Here is an 18,519-nt window from a genome sequence, read left to right as displayed (position 1 = left end):
CCCCTTAAAAAGTAGCGTCCTTTGTAACCATTTCATCGTGTAATTTCAATCATCTCCTTGCCTGTTGGTTTTATTCTGGCGACAATGATGCCAAATCACAGGGACTATAAAGTGCAGCCATTTTTGCAAATCACCTCACATTACATTCGTCTTTGCTTGTTTCTGAGTCTGATTTCAGTCACATCAGTCGCGGCAGCAGATGATTTTATCAAATTATCTGTTACAGGCGTGAATGAAGCGCTTCGAAGCAACATAGTTGCTCACTTAGGCGCTTTACCTGAATCTGAGGTGCAGCGCCGTGCCTTTTTGTTTAATGTCGATGACAATATCAGCACCGCCTTAGAATCCATGGGCTACTATCACGGTGAAGTAGAAGAGAAGCTGATTGAGCATGACAAGGGACCGTGGGAATTAAAACTTGAAATCAGCCCCGGCGAACCAACCATTGTTCAGTGGGTCGATATTAATTTTAGTGGTGAAATGCTTGATGACCGAGCCTTCGATCAATGGCTCGCAAAGGTCAACATTAAACCCGGCGATGTGTTAAATCACGGTGTTTACAGCGACGTAAAATCGCAACTCGTCACCTTAGCCTTGGCACGAGGTTACTTCGATGGCGAATTTACTGAATCACAAATTAAAGTTAACCGCGATATTAATACCGCACAGGTAAGTTTGCATTTTGATTCAGGCAAACGTTACCGATTTGGCCAAGTCAGTTTCGATGGCCATAACTTAGAACCCGATATATTAGAGGATCTTATCCCCTTTAAAGAAGGTGCTTCATACTCAACTCGCCGTGTAAGCGCCTTGAATCGTCAGTTATTAGATACTGGTTATTTCGCCAATATCAAAGTGATCCCGCAAATCGATAACGTCGAAGATAACCATATTCCAATGCGAGTCGAATTAACGCCTAAGGCAAGTCACGCAATTGAACTTGGTTTTGGTGGCGATATTGGCAAAACAGATCAAGCCTTTGATCCGAGGGTGCGCGTGACTTGGCGTACACCACAAATCAATAAATACGGGCATTCCCAAGAAACCAGTCTCGAATGGTCGCCCGATAGACCAAAGTTATTAACCACTTATACGATTCCGCTCACACATCCCTTAGACGATCAATTGAAGATCCGCCTCGGTTTACTGCGGGATAAATATGGTGTGACTCAAGTATATGATGCCGAGAATCGTGATTTTAGTAACACAGGCCAGCTCGAGTCGACTAAGTACCTTCTGGGGCTATTACGTCAGCAAAGACTAGAAAATCAATGGCTAATGAGTTATTCGTTGGAGGCCATACGCGAAGAATATACCCAGTCTGACGTCGATTATATGCCGTCGTTTTATCTGGCAGGAATTAACTTTTCTCGGACTAGCCGGGGTGATAACTCACTGGATCCTAAATCCGGGTTTAGACAAATTTACAGCCTAGACTATGCCGATCCCTATTTAGGATCAGAAACCCGCCTAGCCCGCTTGCAAGCTAAATTTAAATGGATTGATACCTTCTTCGATAACCACAGAATCGTCGCTCGTATTGATTTAGCTGCCAACTTAGCTAACGAGAATGATCTTGCCTCTATCCCACCATCACTACGCTATTTTGCCGGTGGCGATCAGAGTGTCCGCGGTTATGGTTATCAAGAACTCGGCCCCTATTTAGACTATGTTGCTGACGATGGAAAAACCAATCGCGAGGTTATCGGTGGCCGCTATTTAATGGTTGGTAGTTTGGAATATCAATATTATGTGACCCCCACTTGGCGGGTCGGCACATTTATCGATGCGGGTAACGCCTTCGATAATAATCAATTTGAACCTGTCGTATCTGTCGGTGGCGGTATCCATTGGATCTCCCCGATTGGTCCAATCAAATTAGATTTAGGGGTCGGATTGAAAGAAACTGAGACCATTGAAAGATCATGGCGAATTCACCTAACCATGGGGACAGATCTATGAGCCAGCCCCCAGAGCATAATAAGCCAAGCGAACAAGATATCGTTGATAATCCCATCATTGAAGCCAGTGAAGCCGAAGCCACTGAAACCATAGTGACCTCTGTCACCCCATCGGTGTCATTCATTCAAAGACTGTGGCGGCAGTTCAAACTCTGGACTCGGATTATTATCTATGTGCCATTAGGGCTTTTAGTGTTAATCGCCCTATTACTCGGCACTGAATTTGGCTCGCGCATTACCGTGGGTTTAGCCGATCAATTTGTACCCGATCTTGAACTGACTTATACCTCTGGTTCCATTAACAAAAACTTAGCCCTATCTCACGCGGCTTGGTCTATGGCCGGAATGAACGTGCAACTTGAGGATCTGCATTTACTGTGGCAACCCGCCTGTTTACTGCAAAAACGCTTATGCGTGAATAGCTTATCTGCGGCTAAAGTCGATGTCACTATTGATACCCTAGCGCTTTCTGCAGACTCAAACGAAGCGCCAGTCGCGCCACTTGATGAAGAACCCAGCGAGCTTCTATTACCCTTTGATATTGTTTTAGATTCTGCTGAACTCAATGGTGTTAATATCCAAGTGGATGATATGCAATTTACTGCTAATCGTCTTAACGCAGAAGCACAATGGTTTACCGAAGGTTTGTCGGTTAAACAGCTATACAGCGAAGGATTATTCATACTGATCCCTGCATCAACCGATGTAGCAACGCAAGCCAGCACGGCAGCGGTAACGAATGCAGCAGATCCCAGCACTGCTACGAATACAACACCGACACCATCGGCCAGTCCGTCGCTAACAAAAGAGGCTGAATGGGCTTTAGCACAATTGCCACAAGTATTTATGCCTTTCCCTGTGACGGTCAATGCCCTAACGCTAGACAACACCACGCTGCAAATCGGCGATCGTAAAGATGTTTTTAGCCATGCAGAACTACAAGGCAGTTTCCGTGAATACCAATTGACCTTAGACCATCTCGCCATCAGCCACACCGATGGCAGCGTCGATATCACAGGCAGCCTAACACTTGATAAAGATTATCCACTCGATTTAGAGGCAAATCTCACCCTTAACCAACTAGTCGAATTGCCAGATCTCACTCATCAAGTATTAACGTTAAAGCTGAGCCAAAGTTTAGGGCAACTTCAGGTGAATGCCGTCGCCAAGGGCGATGCCGACTTTACGCTAGATGGCCAAATAACACTGCAAGACCCTAACCTGCCCTACAAGGTGAAACTTGAACAGACACGGCTTCAGTGGCCACTGAAGAACCCTGAATACTCGGTAAGCAATGCCACGCTCGATAGCCAAGGCGACCTCGTTCGGCAAGAGGCGAGTCTTACTGGCCAACTGATCACACCCTTTCACAAAGTGCTCGACATAGACACTGACATCCATCATCAAGATGCTAAGTTAACTATCAATAATCTTGATGTAATGGGCGCGATTGGTAAGGTCAAACTCACGGGCGAACTCGATTATCAAAAAGCCATTAGCTGGAACGCCAATCTCTGGATCAATGACATCAAATTACAAGAAATACAGCTGCCACAAACGGATACAGCGCAAAGTACAACGGGTTTACCGGACAGTTTGATTTCAGGAAAATTACGCACTAAAGGCTCATTTGCAGACCCCCGTTGGCAAGTATCCCTGAGCGATACTGAGCTCACTGGCACTTTGCAAGGTTATCCCTTCGACATTACAGGGGATATCAGTGTGAATGACTCCCTGTATGTCAGTACTAAAGGGCTGAACGCCAAAGTACTAGGTTCAACTCTGGCACTCAAAGGCGAAGCCAATGCCAATTGGGATCTCCAAGGTGAATTACAAGTGCCCGACTTTGGCCTATGGTTACCTAAGGCCAGCGGCCAACTACAGGCGCAGATCAATGTCACTGGTGACGAGAAACACCCCCAGGCCGAGCTTACAGCGCAGCTGGCAGAACTTTACTATCAAAACATTAAACTGCAGGAATCTAATTTAAAGGCCTATTACAAGCCGCTAGATCAACATGAGTTTGCTATCTCGCTAAAATCAAAAACCTTGCAGATTGCAGAACAAAATTTAGATACAGTGACACTCGGGGCGAAAGGTACCATTAACGCTCAAAAACTCACCCTCAATGCCACGGGCGATCTTGGGCTCGATGCAACGATGAGCAGCCAATACGATGTGAAGAAGTCACGACTACAGCTCGATGTTGATCGTTTAAATCTCAACACGCCCGTAGGCCTATGGCAGCTCGATAACACCATTAATCTGGCTTGGGACCAAATCAAGAATCAAGGCAGCATTACGCCCTTTTGCCTCATGAATCCCAATAGCCGTATCTGCCTAAACAGTAATACACCAATAGGTAAAAAAGGCAGTGCACAGGTGAGCTACTCAGGTAATCCAGGGCAATTACTTGTCACAATATTACCAACAAATATGCGTTGGAATGGCCCTGCATCGCTATTAGCCAATGTTGCATGGGCTGCTGGCCGTAAGCCTACTGCCGATGTGAACTTTGATTTTGCCCCCGGCAGCATTATGCTCAAACGGGATAAAAATCGTGAAGTCACCATTAATTACCAAAACCTGTCATTAAAAGCGACCTTAGATGCAAAACGGCTGGCGACGGTTTTAGATTTTGAATCAGAAGGCGTGGCCAGTTGGCAGAGTGAGATTAACGTCAATGTCACACCCGATCGCACCCTGTCAGGTTATGCCAATATCAAGCAAATCAACTTGCAGCCACTTGGAGAGTTTTTTCCTCAATTAAATACAGTGCAAGGTTTGCTGACGAGTCAACTTAACTTTGCGGGTAGTCTAGATGCGCCCGAAGTATCGGGGAGCATGGCCTTAACTGAGGGCGCCTTAGCCCTAACAGCAAACCCAACATTAATCGACAAAATTGACATGTCGATGTCATTTGCGGGTCAACAAGCGCAGCTTAAGGGACGCTGGATGATGGGCAATGGTTTAGGCAGAGTGAATGGTCAACTGCAATGGCCCCAAGGTCAATTTAGTGGCGAGTTAGCCCTCGAAGGCGATAAGCTCGCCGTGATCCAACCACCACTGGCTATTCTCGATGTCTCCCCCGAGATCAACTTAACCTTCAACAGTAAGCAACTAGCAGTAAAAGGAAAAATAGCGGTGCCTTCTGGCAACATTAAAATTGTGCCATTAGCGGAAGGCGGTGTCGCAGCCTCCGAAGACGTGGTATTTGACGATTCCATTGCCGCCACTCAGCCTAAAACTAGCCCCTACGCCATCGTTGCAGATCTGAATATCAGTGTGGGGAACGAACTCAGAATTGATGGTATGGGTCTCAAAGGTAAACTCCAAGGGACCTTAAAGCTACAGCAGCAAGCTTTCCGTCCTCCTTTGCTCTTCGGTAATATCAAAGTCAATCAAGGTAGCTACAAGTTTATGGGCCAAACCCTAAAAATCCGTACTGGTGAAGTGCAATTTGTGGGGCCAACGTCATTACCAAACCTGAATATTGAAGCGATACGGGAAATTAAGACTGAAGACTTAGTGGCAGGTGTACGCGTCACAGGCACGCCATCACGCCCAGTGGTGACCTTATTCTCCAATCCCGCCAAAGAGCAGGCCGAAATCTTGTCTTACATTATCAAAGGCAGTGGCTTTAACAGCGCCAACAATGAGCAAAATAACTCGCTGATGATGGGCGCGGCACTCGGTTTAGGCTCACAGGTGGGCGGTGGCGCAATTAACAACCTAGGGAATACTGCGACAGGACTCATTGAAGAATTTGGTTTCTCTAACGTGCAACTCGACACTAATGATGAAGGGCGTGTGGCGATCAGTGGCTTTATCGGCGATAACTTAATGGTGAAATACGGAGTAGGTGTATTTAACCCTGGTTACGAAATGACAGTCAGGTATTACTTGCTCTCACAACTCTATCTAGAAACCGTGTCAGGCACTTTAGGCCAATCACTTGATATCTATTACAACTTCAATATCAAATAACCATATGAATACCAAAATATTGATACTACAAAATTAGCATCCAATTACTCTAGCCAAACAACCTCAAAATACGAGTTACAGTATGTTGAGGTTGTTTGGGTAAAGCCTAAGTGTCTACCTATAAATACAAACAACTAAAAATCAGCCACAAAAAAAGCGCCCTTAGGCGCTTTTTGCTTCAGTTACGACAATTAAGCGTAAACGAAGTCAACATGTTCAATGATTGGCTTGAACACGTGGCGTTGCATAGCTTGTGCACGAACACCCACTTCTTTACCATCAACAACGATAGTCAGAGTAGAAGTGTAGAAGTCAGCATTAGCTTGAATGTTAATGATATCTTTGTGATCAAAAACAATAGAAACTGGCTCTTTGCCTTGGCCATAAATAACAGCAGGTACTTTACCAGCATGGCGTAGGCGGCGGCTCGAACCTTTCCCTATTTCAGTGCGGGTTTGTGCTTGGATAGTGTAAGACATGTGTTTCTCACTTAAATTTAGAGTAAAAAGTTGCCGGCATTTTCGACCAATGACGGCTCATATAAAGCGCGCGAATACTAACATAGATACCCAAGGCGCACAAGAATACCGCAAGCCCTCTATTTATCGGCGTCAGCGTTAGCAAAACAGACCGCTATTTATCAAATTGAGGAACTTGTATCTTGGCTGTTACGGCAGAGAAAAGGCTTTGATCTCAAACAAAAAACACGAGATCTAGATCACACTGGGAAATTGAGAAGCCTGTTAAGCTCGGGCAAATTTCGATAACTGCTGTGTCAAAAAATGCGTCATGCGCTATACCAGTTACAACAAGAAAATAGACTTTCATGCCAACTGGCCCGTGAACTCGTCTCTCTTATCGAAACCGTTCCTTATCAGCAAAATACCCTCGAATTAAAATTCTTAGAATTGCTTGCCTGCACCCAACAAAAAAACCGCAGCTTGATCTTACTTATGCAAATTATTGAGTCTGTCGATATTGAGTCGCAGAGGCAAAGACAATATCAATTTTCACAACGTCTCAGCCTATTGATCTGTGATTGGCAACAACATAGAGAAATGAACAAACTCAATCAACAATTTATCCCGCTGCTCAGACATTACTTGATCGAATCGCAAGCCTTGGAACAAGATTTTTATCAGCAGATCCAACAACAGATCATTGCTACCAGTGCCTTACCGGACCACAATCGACGTGCACAAAACCAGAATTAGGATAATAACCCACACCACCGAGTTTCAGGGATAAAGCCGCTTCTCTGAGGGTTTTTAGTTTAACGCTAGGGATCGCTATGTCCATCGCCATGCCGCGCATGTGATAACTCTTCTTAGCAACTCCGCCACTGTGGCTCACGAGCATGGCATTGGTTTTTGGTGAACGGTAACCGGAAATCACATGGATTTCATCGTTGGTATTCAAGGTTGTTTTGAGCGAGTGGAGTAAATCAAATAAGCGCTTATCCATAGGTGCTGCCACATTCTGACGATGATCCCGCAGCAAATGATTAAAATTGTCTAACACCTTGCTCTGATAATGACCATCTACCCAGTAACTACCATCATCGCGCTCGCCAGTATGACGATTAAACAAACTTAACTCGCGGATCCCTTTGGTTGAACGACTGGCAACCGCTTTTGAGGGAATAAAGGAACATAATGCCACACCACTAAGGCCTAACAATAACTGCCTACGGGCAGGACATATTAAAGTCACATGATCACCTTTTGTATGCTTTTTGGTCACTAGTAAGGCAAATTATACTGAATAAGCCCTAAGATCAAGTTTTGCCAACCCCATTCTGAGTAGGATTTCAAAATGCCAAGCGAGTTCAGATGGTTATCTTGCTCAGCTTTACAGCACAAAAACGTTAATGTTGTTCCAAAACCGTGGCAGGCACAGCATTCGTCAGCTCAGGTTCCAAATGATAAATATCGCGACGGTATTGCTCCTGCCCACTATCGTCTAACCATGCAGTCCAGTAAACCAGATGCACGGGCAACTTTTCGGAAAGTGAAAACCACTGAGGTTCAGTAATACCAGGGGCTAACTTGTCCCATAAACGTTTGTCTTTTACTAAATGCTCTTTAAACCACTGGGCTAATTCAGTGGCTTTTTCAATACGAATACACCCAGATGATAGTGCCCTATCGTCCTTTTTAAAGAGACTTGGCTCAGAAGTTCCATGTAAATAGACACTGAAACTGTTATCAAAGTGAAACTTATATTTACCTAATGCATTCTTCGCCCCAGGGCGTTGTACAAGCTGATAGGGAAACGAAGCGCTGGCTAAGGCCTGCCATTCCTCTGGCATGCGTTGTACCCGTTGACCGTTATAATCGTACACATCAAATTGACGTTCATTAAGATAATGACCATTTCGCTGAATTTGCGGCAGAATGTCCCGCCGTAAAATGCTGCTAGGCACTCGCCAACTAGGGTTAAGCACCACGCTAGAAATCTGACTGTCCAAAATCGGTGTTTGCCGAGAAGATTTACCCACAATGACCTTGGAACTTAACACTGGCGTACCATTATCGACCAACGTCATCTCAAAAGCGGGCACATTAATCAGCAAATAACTCGGCTCTAATTTACGTTCAAACACTCTTTGTCGAATAGTGTTTTTAGCTAATAGTACCGCCCTCGCCCTTGGCGATTGGTTCACCCAAAATAAGGTCTGCTTACCTATCACCCCGTCCTGTTTTAGCCCATGCTTTTGCTGAAAGCGCTTAATGCCAATCATAAGTTCTTCGGTATAAACTTGATTCACTCTAGGCTCAGTGGCTAAGTCTCCCAATATCCACATACGCTTTGCTATGGTATCAACGATCTGATGACTCATTCCTAAGGTTAACTTTTCATCTAGCACTAAAGTTTCCCATGGTTCAATTGTGTCCAATTGCACTAAATGGGCGATTTGCTTAAGCACCCTTTGATATTGGGGATCCACTGGAATAACGGATGAAACCGTCCCTGGGGCTCCAGCGTTGTTACATTCAGCGGATGTCATCACATAATGCCAGTAACCGGTAACATCAGCTTGGATTCGTACTAAATCAGCAGTAGATAAGGTATTAGGAGAAAGTGTTAAGTCACGATAATGCTGGCCAAATACTGGATTAACGCCGGCGAGATCCAATAGCAACACCTCTGGCACTAAGGCCGCAAGCGGCAGCACAGCAGTAAGATCTTCAGCTTTACCCTCAAGATTTGGCTGCGCAGCAATACTCGAATTTGATGTCAGGGATTGAGCGCCATCAGCTGCACCTACCTTTGACACTAAAATTATTGGAATACAGAAAAAAAGACTGAGTAATAGTTGCGCTAGATAACGCCTCGTCGGCATCGGGTTAATCTGCAATGCTTTCAAGTTCGCGATGTGGAACTCCTGCTCTATCAATTCGAGTTCTCTCACGTTTAGCGTTACACGCATGGATGGGGGCAAATAGCGAATGATCTTTTTCAATATCATAAATACTCCCTTAGCTATTTTTAAGGTCACCTGAGAGCCAGCGGTTATATCAGTTAACAACACTGTTAAATGACTATTCCATGGAGATCAATTAATTACTAGGGGTTAACTCCAGATAATGAAAAGAAAAATGCCACTGAGGTCGTCAGTGGCATTGATATCAAACAAACTCGCATAAATATGCTGAGCAAGTGCTCGTTAGCAAAAAGACACGAGATCTTCTTCGACAAATTGCTCTGGTAATTTCTGTAGGCTACGTAACATCAAAGGATTTGCCAACACCATCGCCATTTCTTGACGATTGAGTAAAGCTAATGCGCTCTGTTGACAACGAGCTTCATGCACCTTCACATGCACTATGGCTTCCATCGCTTCAATTGGTGTACCCGCAGCACGCAAAGGCTGTTTATCCACCATGGCTAAATGCAATTCCATCAACGCAGGGTCTTTAAGTACCTGTGCTAACGTCCAAGGCTCAGCAATGTGTCTTTGGTAAGCGGCGCGCGCTTCTTGCGCTTGCAGACAAATTTGCGCAGGGTTACGTTCTTCTGGTGTTGCAAGAATACCAGCACGCTTGAACACTTCGCCAATTTTAACTGAACCTGTCCATGCCGAAATAGGCACAGCAATCCACAGACCGATCAACGCCGGACTCATCCAAGCTAACAAAGTCAAAGAATCCAAAATAGCCGCATAACCTAACATCACACCTGCCAGCATATGCCAGCGGTGACGATAGATTAACGTCATCCAAGGCATACTGCCGTCATCACGACGTTGCGGCGACCAACCACTGTCACGCCCCATCAGAATTGACATCACAGCACCACAATGGATAAACATCATGATAGGTGCAATCAGCGCTGAAAGTATAACCTCAAAGATCACACTGAATATCGCTTTAATTCGACCACCAACACTGCGAGCAAACTCACCGTCTTTAAGCAGCAACAAGACACCGAATACTTTAGGGCCAAACAAAACCCCCATAGTAATGTAGAACAATCTTAATGCCCTATCCGAGTCCATGATGGGCCAAGTCGGGAACAGTGAAAATTGATCGGTGAAATATTCAGGTCGAATAAAGTGTGCCTGCAGGGCTAACATCAAACCAGTCAAAATCAACATCAACCAGAAAGGAGATGACAAATAAGCCATGATACCCGTCAGTAAATGTAAACGGCTTACCCAGTGCAAACCTTTAGTCGGCAAAATACGCGAATGCTGCAAGTTACCTTGGCACCAGCGACGATCACGCACGGCTAAGTCGATAATCGACGGTGGACATTCTTCGTATGAACCCGGTAAATCATAGGCAATAACCACACTCCAGCCCGCACGGCGGATCAGCGCAGCTTCAACAAAGTCATGGCTCATGATATGACCACCAAAAGGTGGCTTACCCTTAAGGTTGGGTAATCCCGCTGCGGTCATAAAGGCTTCGGTGCGGATAATGGCGTTGTGGCCCCAGAAGTTACCTTCTTTTTGTACCCACCAGCCTAACCCGGTACCAATTACCGGACCATAAATACGCGCCGCAAATTGCTGTAAACGGGCCATTAAAGTGGTGCCATTGATCAACGACGGAATCGTTTGGATCAAACCCGCATCAGGATCGGCCTGCATGCGCTGAGCTAAGCCAGTGATGGTTGAAGACTCCATCAAACTGTCGGCATCAAGCACTAACAAGTGATCATAGCGCGACCCCCAACGACGGCAAAAATCGGCTACGTTACCCGCTTTACGGGCGACGTTTTTACGACGGCGACGGTAATACACCCGCGAATGCTTATGGGTTTCTTGACGTAACACCAGAAACGCCTGCTCTTCGAGCAAAGCAATATCGGGCTCGGTAGTATCACTTAAGATAAACCAATCAAAAGCATGACCATGACCCGTTTGCGACAAGGTTTCAGCCATTACTGAAACCGCCGAGAATACCCTATCAGGAGATTCGTTATAGGTCGGCATCAAAATCGCGGTTCGCGTATGCAGTTCAGTCACTTGCAAATCTTTTGCCCGCGGTTTTCGCAGTAAAATTAAAAAACCTGCAATACCGCTACAAAACGCCAAAGCAATCCAGCAGAAGTTAACCGCAAACAGCACTAGCACTAAATATTCCAGAGGAGTAATTCCGCCAATGCTAAATACCGCCCCCATTTCATAGATAGCAAACAAAGATAATAATAAAGCCCCACCCACCACAAACACACGACGGTAGGTACGCGAGCGTACCCCATCAGCCACAGTGCTACGGCGAGGGAATCCCTCTGGCATCTTACTTAAATTTTGGGGTTCCATAGCGCCAGGCCGTTCATTTGGCATAGCACTACCACCCACGAGGACTTCCGTCTCGAGTACCGAGTTATCGGATACAGTCATATCATGTTGCTCCGTCATGAACCTTAAAGCGTCCAGCGATAGAGCCAGGTTTCAACCTGACGAGGAGTTGGGAACTTAAGTTCAGCGCGCAGTTCGATAAGATCTTTATCTTCTGGCTCTAATTCAAAAGCTAAGCGATAGCCATTTTTAGCGGCATTACGGGCAATCACCACGTTCGTGACCACACCACCAGAAGCTTCAACTTTAGCGACTGGCATTTCATCTGTCATCGGACCTTCAACTTGATAGTCGACCACAAATAAACGTCTTGGAGTCGCCTTAGCAATATCGGCACGACCACTGGCAGAGCGAGAAATATGTACGGCACCGACTTTCGCAGCAGGTTCTTCACCCCAACTCATGCGATAGGCAAAATGAAATTCACCGCCAGCAGGAATAGGCTGACGTGGTTTCCAATAACTAACAATGTTGTCATGAATTTCAGACTCTGTCGGAATTTCAGTCAACACCACTGAACCTTGCCCCCAATTACCCACAGGCTCAATCCATAGGCTTGGGCGACGTTCGTAATGGGCTTCTAAATCTTGATATGACGCATAGTCACGCTCACGTTGGATCAGACCAAATCCCTGAGGCGAGTTGTCAGAAAACGCACTGACTTGTAACTGACGTGGATTAGCCAATGGGCGCCATAAATGCTCACCACGACCATTTAACATCAATAAACCATCAGAATCATGTACTTCAGGTCTAAAATCATCGGTGTCGTGACGACCATTGAGTGAATGTAAGAACATGCTAGTGCTGGGTGCTAAACCAACTTTGCTAAGCTCAACTCGAGGAAACAGTGTCGCTTCTACATCAATCAAGGTGTTATCACCGGGACGGACAGAAAAAGTATAAGCACCTGCTACGCTTGGGCTATCTAGCAAGGCATGCACAACAATCAAGTTGCTGTCATTGTGTGGACGCTCAACCCAGAAGGCGCGAAATATCGGGAATTCTTCCCCTTCAGCGTCAGCCGTTTTTAACGCCAAACCACGGGAAGATAAGCCATAGGCGTTACCTTTACCTAAAGCGCGGAAATAACTCGCACCTTGGAATACCATAAGCTCGTCAAATACACCATTCGTATTCAATTGGTTATGAATACGAAATCCTGAGTAGCCAATGTCGTCATTCGGCAGCGCTTGAGTAATCACTTCACCCGCGGTGAAATATTTAGGCTCATAGGCTAAGTGCGTTGCATTCTGACCTTCTACAATCGCAATCTCGATCAGATCTTGAAAATAGAAACCACGGTGGAACATTTGCATTTGAAATGGCACGCCCTGATCACGCCAAATAGACGCAGTCGGGTTAAAACGAATATCTCTGTACTCATCGTATGACAGTTTAGCAAGGCCAGCTGGCAAAGGATCTTTGAGGGTCACATAAGGTTTCGCTGCCAAACGTTTTGCAATCTTCACGACAGTTTCGCTATCAAAAGCGCCTGTCTTAGTGAATCTGATTTGATTTTTTGTACTGGGCTGAGAAATCACTTTCGGTGGAGTAACCACAGGAACTGCCTCGGCGGGTTTTGTCTCTTCAGCGTACGCGACACCAGACAGGGCGACTACAGCGCCTAGCGTCAGTGAACATATGAGTGACGAATAAGGTTTGGACGATGGGCAACGCAACAAGCTAACCATAGATAGGTAACCTAAAAAATAAACTAAGAAATCAATGTTTTTTATGTATACAGTGAATTTTTTTCACTCTGATTTAGGGATGAAAAAAAACAGTTGCTTACATATCGCGAAAGATATCAGAAGGAGAAAAAAACTCATAAATAAAGATGCAGTTAACCCCTTCTACACAATACTATTTGAGAATAAGCTTATACCAAAAATGAATATTAAAATAACATTATCATGCTTATTTCTGTTTTCAAAGTTACAAAAACAAATTAAGTGATCCAAATGCTACATTATTGAAAGTAAAATGAGCCTTTTTACACCTCAACTAAGTGTTGATGATCATAGATGAAATATCACAATAAGCGAATCAATCCGTTGGTAAGCCTAAGGATTAACACTAAGACAGCAGGAAAATTCAAAATTTTACCCGCTTAAATGTATCAAAACAACTGAGCTGATGTCACTGAAACTGCGGATCTATTTTAACATTTCATTGCCTGAACTATTTTGGCAGAAAAAGTGTCACAGATAATCCACCTTGATCCCTAGGCGCAATCACTAAACGACCTTGGTGCAATTCTATGATGTGATAGCAGATAGACAAACCTAATCCCGCGCCTATGCCTTCATTTTCATTCACACGATAAAAACGTTCTGTCGCATTGGCAATCTGCGGCTCTGTCATGCCTTGGCCTCGATCCGCGACACAAATACAGATTTCATCATCCAAAGCATGGGCCGACACTGAAATCTCCGATTCCTGTGGACTGTATTTACAGGCATTTTCGATAATATTCTTCAGTACAAGTAGCAAATAAAAACGATCACAGGTCACCGTTAGATTGGATGCGATATCGATATTCCATTCATAATCTGTGATTTGTGGCATTAATTGATTAAGCGCATCTTCGACCATAGGCAAAATGGCGTGGGATGACACATTAAGCTCATTAATCGAGTCCACCCTTGCTAATACGAGTAATTGTTCAACGGTATGACTCATGTGCACTACGCCAGCATCTATCGCAGCTAAATGGAATTTCTGCTGCGGATCATCATCAATCAGACTCTCTAAGCCATGTTGATGTAATTTAATCACAGATAATGGCGTTTTAAGCTCATGGGCCGCATCGGCGCTAAAACGACGCTCACGGGCGATAAATCGCGCGATACTATTGATATATAAGTTCAATGCGCGCCGAACAGGGACTAATTCTTTAGGCAATGACATAGTCAACGGGGTCAAATCGTTGGGCGCCCGTCCAATTAATTCTCTTTCAAAGGTTTTTAATGGGCGAAACAAGAGATAAAACAAGAAGCTAACAATAATTAATGTTAAAGGCACTACCATTAAAGGCACAATAACGGCGTTATGCATGATTTGCGATACGAGCTCTTGGCGTACTTCATCCTGTTGAGCTGTGACAATCCAAACATGATTTTTAACCGAAAAAAAACTGAACACATGCCAGAGTTCTCCTTCGAACACTTTCTTATGATAACCCTGTACGAATCGACTGATAGGTTGATGACCAATATTATCCGATAAAACTAAGGCTTCACCCGCCTCACTCCAGATTTGAAACGCCAATTTATGCTCATAGGCCAGTTTCAGCGCATCGGCCTTTTCGGCAAAGGAACTGATCTGGCTATCGGGAACGTGGAGCACTTGGGGTATGACGAGATCCTGAGCTGTTGCATTGGGCTCAGTATGATAGAACAACTCCAACATTTTAGCGGTTTGGAGCATTTGCGCATCGAAGAGTTCTTCGATTTGATGCTTAGAATCCCGAGTGCTCAACCAGCTAGACACAGCGACGGATACTGAAATACCTGACAAAATTAATAATGTCAGTACCAAACGCAGTGAATACACATCTAGCCCCTTTAATCGAATCACTTCTTTTTCCTAACGACTATGCTTCAAGTCATCACTGCGTTATCAGTACCCACAAACGTGGAGCTTGTCACTTAACTCTTCAAATTAATTTATTTCAATCAAGGTATAGCCTATTCCACGCACGGTTTTGATTAATTCATTGGCAAGTTTTTTGCGCAGATGGTGGATATGCACTTCTATTGAATTACTGCCGACTTCATCCCAGCCATAGGTTAACTGTTCTAACTGGCTGCGGGTCAATACACGCCCTGCCGACTGAGCGAGTTCGAGCAGTAATTGAAATTCACGCCGTGAAAGCAGCACATTTTGATCGCGAAAGGTCACTTCACGGGTATTTAAATCAATGCAAAGCGCACCAATAATCAAACTGTTGTGATCGAGCCCATACTGACGCCTGACGATAGCACGAATGCGCGCGGCTAGTTCACGCACATCAAAAGGTTTACCGAGATAATCATCGGCGCCCATGTCTAAACATTCGAGCTTAGTGTCAAAATCCGTATTCGCGGTCAAAACTATTGTGGGAATTGACACTCCCTGCTGGCGCCAAGCTTTAAGTAACTCTTTACCATTACCGTCAGGCAATCCCAGATCGAGCACTATGGCACTGAAGCTTTCATTTTTAACCCCCAGCAAGGCTTGCTGATAACTATTAAGGTGATCAACTTGCATACCCAGCTTTGCCAAACTCAAGCAAATCCCTTGGGCTAATAACTCATTGTCTTCAACCAACATAATACGCATTCAATGTCCTTAACAGAGCCCTAACGGAAAATACTGAACTTAACATCTTGTTGCTGTAAAAAATCTTCCGCGTCTCGCCCCTGCAGCATAGCCATAGTGGCGAGCATACCTGCAGTCACGCAGTTTGGCCCTAACACAGTCACAGAGCGCGGCGCATGGATAACGGGATAGCCAGTGCGTGGGTCGACAATATGGCCGTAACGCTTTCCATCGACTTCAAAAAATCGCCGCGTATCGCCACTGGTCGCTAATGCACCCTGACTAATCGCTAGTACACTCGCAGCATGATCGAGGTGTCGTGGGTCTTCAATTCCCACTTGCCATGGCGTCACTTTGGACACGGGACAAGCGATATCACCGCCAAAATTCACTAACACTGGAATGTCTGGATAACATTCGGCTAACTCATAGGCGACTCTGTCGACCGCATATTCTTTTGCGATACCACCAAAATCCAATTTCATTCCTGTTGGCATCTCAATATGGCGCGAATCAAACTCGATACGCTCAAACCCCACTAAGGCTTTCGCGGCAAGTATGCGGTCATGTTCGGGCAATTGGGCTTTGGGATCAAAGCGCCACAGTTCCATTAACGGCCCAGCAGAAATATCAAAGAGTCCATCACTGAGCTGAAAACATTGTTTAGCAAAAGCTAATAACTGCCAGGTTTCTTCATCGATAAGCTGCTTATGACCATTGGCATGGTTTAATTGCCACAGACAATTCTGCGCGATAAAGCGACTGTACTTATGTTCGATACGCAGCGCCTCAGTGACTACCATGTCCAACATATCGTCTGCAATATCAAGTTGATCGCACCCAATGAGTATTTCACAGGGACTCGCCATGGCTCTAAATTCACCCACATAACCCCAATCACGGCGCTGCAACGAATAAGGTGCGGTCTTTAGGGACGATGTCGACATCATAAATCACCTCTTCACATGGCATCCCACTGGGATTGCGATTGAATAAGTTCAGGGGTAAATTGAGTATGGGTAGCTAAGCTACCCATACAGTTTAACGCCTTGCTATCTGAGCCAGTAGCATTATTTCGTATTAAAAAGAATAACTAAACTGTGCTGTAATTGCCTTCTGAGTCGGAAATAGATCGAAGTTTTGCAGCTCTCCAGGAATCGTAGCGCCGTTATTTTTCGGATCCTGTTGGTAATACTCTAAGCGATACGACATTTCATGACCGCCCGATAATCTATGGCCAAATTTAACCCCAATCGTATAAGCCGACATATCACCGATACGATAATCGGCACTGGCAAACTCTGGCAGTGGCGTATCAGCCATCAAGAAAGGTTGATAGAAGTTAGCCGCAGTTTGTTGGTAATAGCGCAGATGTAATTGACCATAGAAATTGCCGGTAAAGTAATACCGATAATGGGTTTCTAAGGTATGCGATGTGAGGTCCCAGTCATCGGTATTATAACGATAGGAAAAATCCACCACACCCGCATCTAATGCGCCTTTGGTCATCACGTAAAAACTGTGCTTCAAGCGCGAATCGGGGCGGCTCTCATACAATAAATCCTGAGTAATGCCGTTGTTATCCACCACACTGAGCATCTTGTAGGGATCCGTTAAATAGCCATTCACACTCGACAAGCCGTAATTGGCCTGCAACAACCAGCGCTGACTAAGCACTTGGGTGATACCTAACATCACATCCGCGGTCTGCTTATTATCACTGCCACCTTGACGGGTCGCATCGAATGCGCTGCGATAAGCTTCCTCACTGGTGAAGTTATCGCGAATGACCATCGAAGATAAATCCACCGGACGACCGCCAACGGGGTCAACCACATCGAAACTATAAGCCGTACCTAAAAATAAAGTGGTGTTGTCTTTATTAAACCCTCGCTCAATTCCGGCATTGATGCCCATTGACATATAATCAAACTCTTTCGAGCCATATGCGCCAACATTGAGTTTCCAATCAGGTGTTAGCACTTCACTCCAACCGACATTGGCTTGTACGCGAGTATCGTGAAAGGTGTCATCTAACGGCGTTTCCCCCGCTGAAACATGATATTGACCATTACCAGATGGTCGAGTAAACGTTTGGCTGGTACTTTGGGCCACAGCGCCCGATGCTGAAGGACCCGTTAGACTGTCAACCACGAGTTTGAGATCCAGCACACTGTCATCGCCAAAGGCTTTTTGCGCTGTGCCTATGGCTTCGATGGCTTGTACTCTATCTTGCTCACCGTAATACATTAACGCAGCATCAATCTTCCAGTCGTCAGCTTTTTTAGATAATTCAGTCGCATGGCCACTTGTTGCAAACAGTCCACAACTGGCTAATGCGAGAGCACCCGCTATCTGCTTCGATTGTCTTGTATTTATTTGGTTCTTTTTTTGGGTCATAGCTGACAACACCTGTAGGTCACTTCAATCTATTCAATACCGCGGGATTTCGCC

The 18,519-nt window shown here is 45.1% G+C and carries 12 protein-coding genes; 3 read left to right on the top strand and 9 right to left on the bottom strand.

Annotation, left to right across the window (positions count from 1 at the left end; all coding sequences use genetic code 11):
• The first annotated feature begins 111 nt into the window (after nucleotides 1-111).
• Both L5M49_RS01035 and L5M49_RS01030 read left to right on the top strand, forming a co-directional pair.
• Nucleotides 112-1,962 carry an autotransporter assembly complex protein TamA gene (locus tag L5M49_RS01035; protein ID WP_028760161.1) on the top strand — a complete coding sequence of 617 codons (1,851 nt, stop codon included), beginning with the start codon at nucleotides 112-114 and terminating at the stop codon, nucleotides 1,960-1,962.
• The gene (locus L5M49_RS01030; protein WP_263265279.1) at nucleotides 1,959-5,948 is read left to right on the top strand and encodes a translocation/assembly module TamB domain-containing protein; all 3,990 of its coding nucleotides are present in this window, start codon (nucleotides 1,959-1,961) and stop codon (nucleotides 5,946-5,948) included. The genes L5M49_RS01035 and L5M49_RS01030 overlap by 4 nt, the downstream gene beginning before the upstream one ends.
• Before the next feature lie 191 nt (nucleotides 5,949-6,139).
• Here the strand turns inward: L5M49_RS01030 and rplY are convergent, their stop codons facing one another.
• Entirely contained in the window at nucleotides 6,140-6,427 is a 288-nt protein-coding gene (rplY, locus tag L5M49_RS01025) for a 50S ribosomal protein L25 (RefSeq protein ID WP_028760163.1), read from the bottom strand.
• Nucleotides 6,428-6,730: 303 nt separating this feature from the next.
• Here rplY and L5M49_RS01020 point away from each other — a divergent pair, with 303 nt between their 5' ends.
• The gene (locus tag L5M49_RS01020) at nucleotides 6,731-7,162 is read left to right on the top strand and encodes a hypothetical protein (protein WP_028760164.1); all 432 of its coding nucleotides are present in this window, start codon (nucleotides 6,731-6,733) and stop codon (nucleotides 7,160-7,162) included.
• On the opposite strand, the gene L5M49_RS01015 is transcribed toward L5M49_RS01020, so the two are convergent.
• From L5M49_RS01015 to L5M49_RS00980, 8 genes are all read right to left on the bottom strand, one after another.
• Entirely contained in the window at nucleotides 7,113-7,661 is a 549-nt protein-coding gene (locus tag L5M49_RS01015; protein WP_028760165.1) for a DUF882 domain-containing protein, read from the bottom strand. The two genes, L5M49_RS01020 and L5M49_RS01015, sit on opposite strands and share 50 nt — an antisense overlap.
• A 154-nt stretch (nucleotides 7,662-7,815) precedes the next feature.
• Nucleotides 7,816-9,294 carry a L,D-transpeptidase family protein gene (locus L5M49_RS01010; protein ID WP_411569094.1) on the bottom strand — a complete coding sequence of 493 codons (1,479 nt, stop codon included), beginning with the start codon at nucleotides 9,292-9,294 and terminating at the stop codon, nucleotides 7,816-7,818.
• A 324-nt stretch (nucleotides 9,295-9,618) separates the two neighbouring features.
• A complete protein-coding gene (gene mdoH / locus L5M49_RS01005; protein ID WP_263265277.1) occupies nucleotides 9,619-11,802 on the bottom strand; it encodes a glucans biosynthesis glucosyltransferase MdoH in 2,184 nt (727 codons plus the stop codon).
• 23 nt (nucleotides 11,803-11,825) lie between these two features.
• On the bottom strand, nucleotides 11,826-13,454 hold the full coding sequence (locus L5M49_RS01000; RefSeq protein WP_049821716.1) for a glucan biosynthesis protein G: 1,629 nt from the start codon (nucleotides 13,452-13,454) through the stop codon (nucleotides 11,826-11,828).
• A gap of 490 nt (nucleotides 13,455-13,944) precedes the next feature.
• Nucleotides 13,945-15,342 carry an ATP-binding protein gene (locus tag L5M49_RS00995; RefSeq protein ID WP_173245233.1) on the bottom strand — a complete coding sequence of 466 codons (1,398 nt, stop codon included), beginning with the start codon at nucleotides 15,340-15,342 and terminating at the stop codon, nucleotides 13,945-13,947.
• Between the two features lie 84 nt (nucleotides 15,343-15,426).
• The gene (locus L5M49_RS00990; protein ID WP_028760171.1) at nucleotides 15,427-16,086 is read right to left on the bottom strand and encodes a response regulator transcription factor; all 660 of its coding nucleotides are present in this window, start codon (nucleotides 16,084-16,086) and stop codon (nucleotides 15,427-15,429) included.
• A 20-nt stretch (nucleotides 16,087-16,106) separates the two neighbouring features.
• Nucleotides 16,107-17,015: an FAD:protein FMN transferase gene (locus L5M49_RS00985; protein ID WP_263265276.1), complete on the bottom strand. Its 909-nt coding sequence runs from the start codon at nucleotides 17,013-17,015 to the stop codon at nucleotides 16,107-16,109.
• Nucleotides 17,016-17,145: 130 nt separating this feature from the next.
• The gene (locus tag L5M49_RS00980) at nucleotides 17,146-18,465 is read right to left on the bottom strand and encodes a DUF3570 domain-containing protein (RefSeq protein ID WP_263265275.1); all 1,320 of its coding nucleotides are present in this window, start codon (nucleotides 18,463-18,465) and stop codon (nucleotides 17,146-17,148) included.
• Nucleotides 18,466-18,519: the final 54 nt, after the last annotated feature.

The sequence above is a fragment of the Shewanella sp. SM74 genome, assembly GCF_025653725.1.
Taxonomy (GTDB): domain Bacteria; phylum Pseudomonadota; class Gammaproteobacteria; order Enterobacterales; family Shewanellaceae; genus Shewanella; species Shewanella oncorhynchi.
This window is presented reverse-complemented; position numbering and strand designations above follow the sequence as displayed.

Bases quoted from the DNA above. Each gene is read 5' to 3' on its own strand.
- L5M49_RS01030 (WP_263265279.1), top strand. From the start codon at position 1,959: ATGAGCCAGCCCCCAGAGCATAATAAGCCAAGCGAACAAGATATCGTT.
- rplY (WP_028760163.1), bottom strand. From the start codon at position 6,427: ATGTCTTACACTATCCAAGCACAAACCCGCACTGAAATAGGGAAAGGT.
- L5M49_RS01020 (WP_028760164.1), top strand. From the start codon at position 6,731: ATGCGTCATGCGCTATACCAGTTACAACAAGAAAATAGACTTTCATGC.
- L5M49_RS01010 (WP_411569094.1), bottom strand. From the start codon at position 9,294: ATGCCGACGAGGCGTTATCTAGCGCAACTATTACTCAGTCTTTTTTTC.
- mdoH (WP_263265277.1), bottom strand. From the start codon at position 11,802: ATGACTGTATCCGATAACTCGGTACTCGAGACGGAAGTCCTCGTGGGT.
- L5M49_RS01000 (WP_049821716.1), bottom strand. From the start codon at position 13,454: ATGGTTAGCTTGTTGCGTTGCCCATCGTCCAAACCTTATTCGTCACTC.
- L5M49_RS00990 (WP_028760171.1), bottom strand. From the start codon at position 16,086: ATGCGTATTATGTTGGTTGAAGACAATGAGTTATTAGCCCAAGGGATT.
- L5M49_RS00985 (WP_263265276.1), bottom strand. From the start codon at position 17,015: ATGATGTCGACATCGTCCCTAAAGACCGCACCTTATTCGTTGCAGCGC.
- L5M49_RS00980 (WP_263265275.1), bottom strand. From the start codon at position 18,465: ATGACCCAAAAAAAGAACCAAATAAATACAAGACAATCGAAGCAGATA.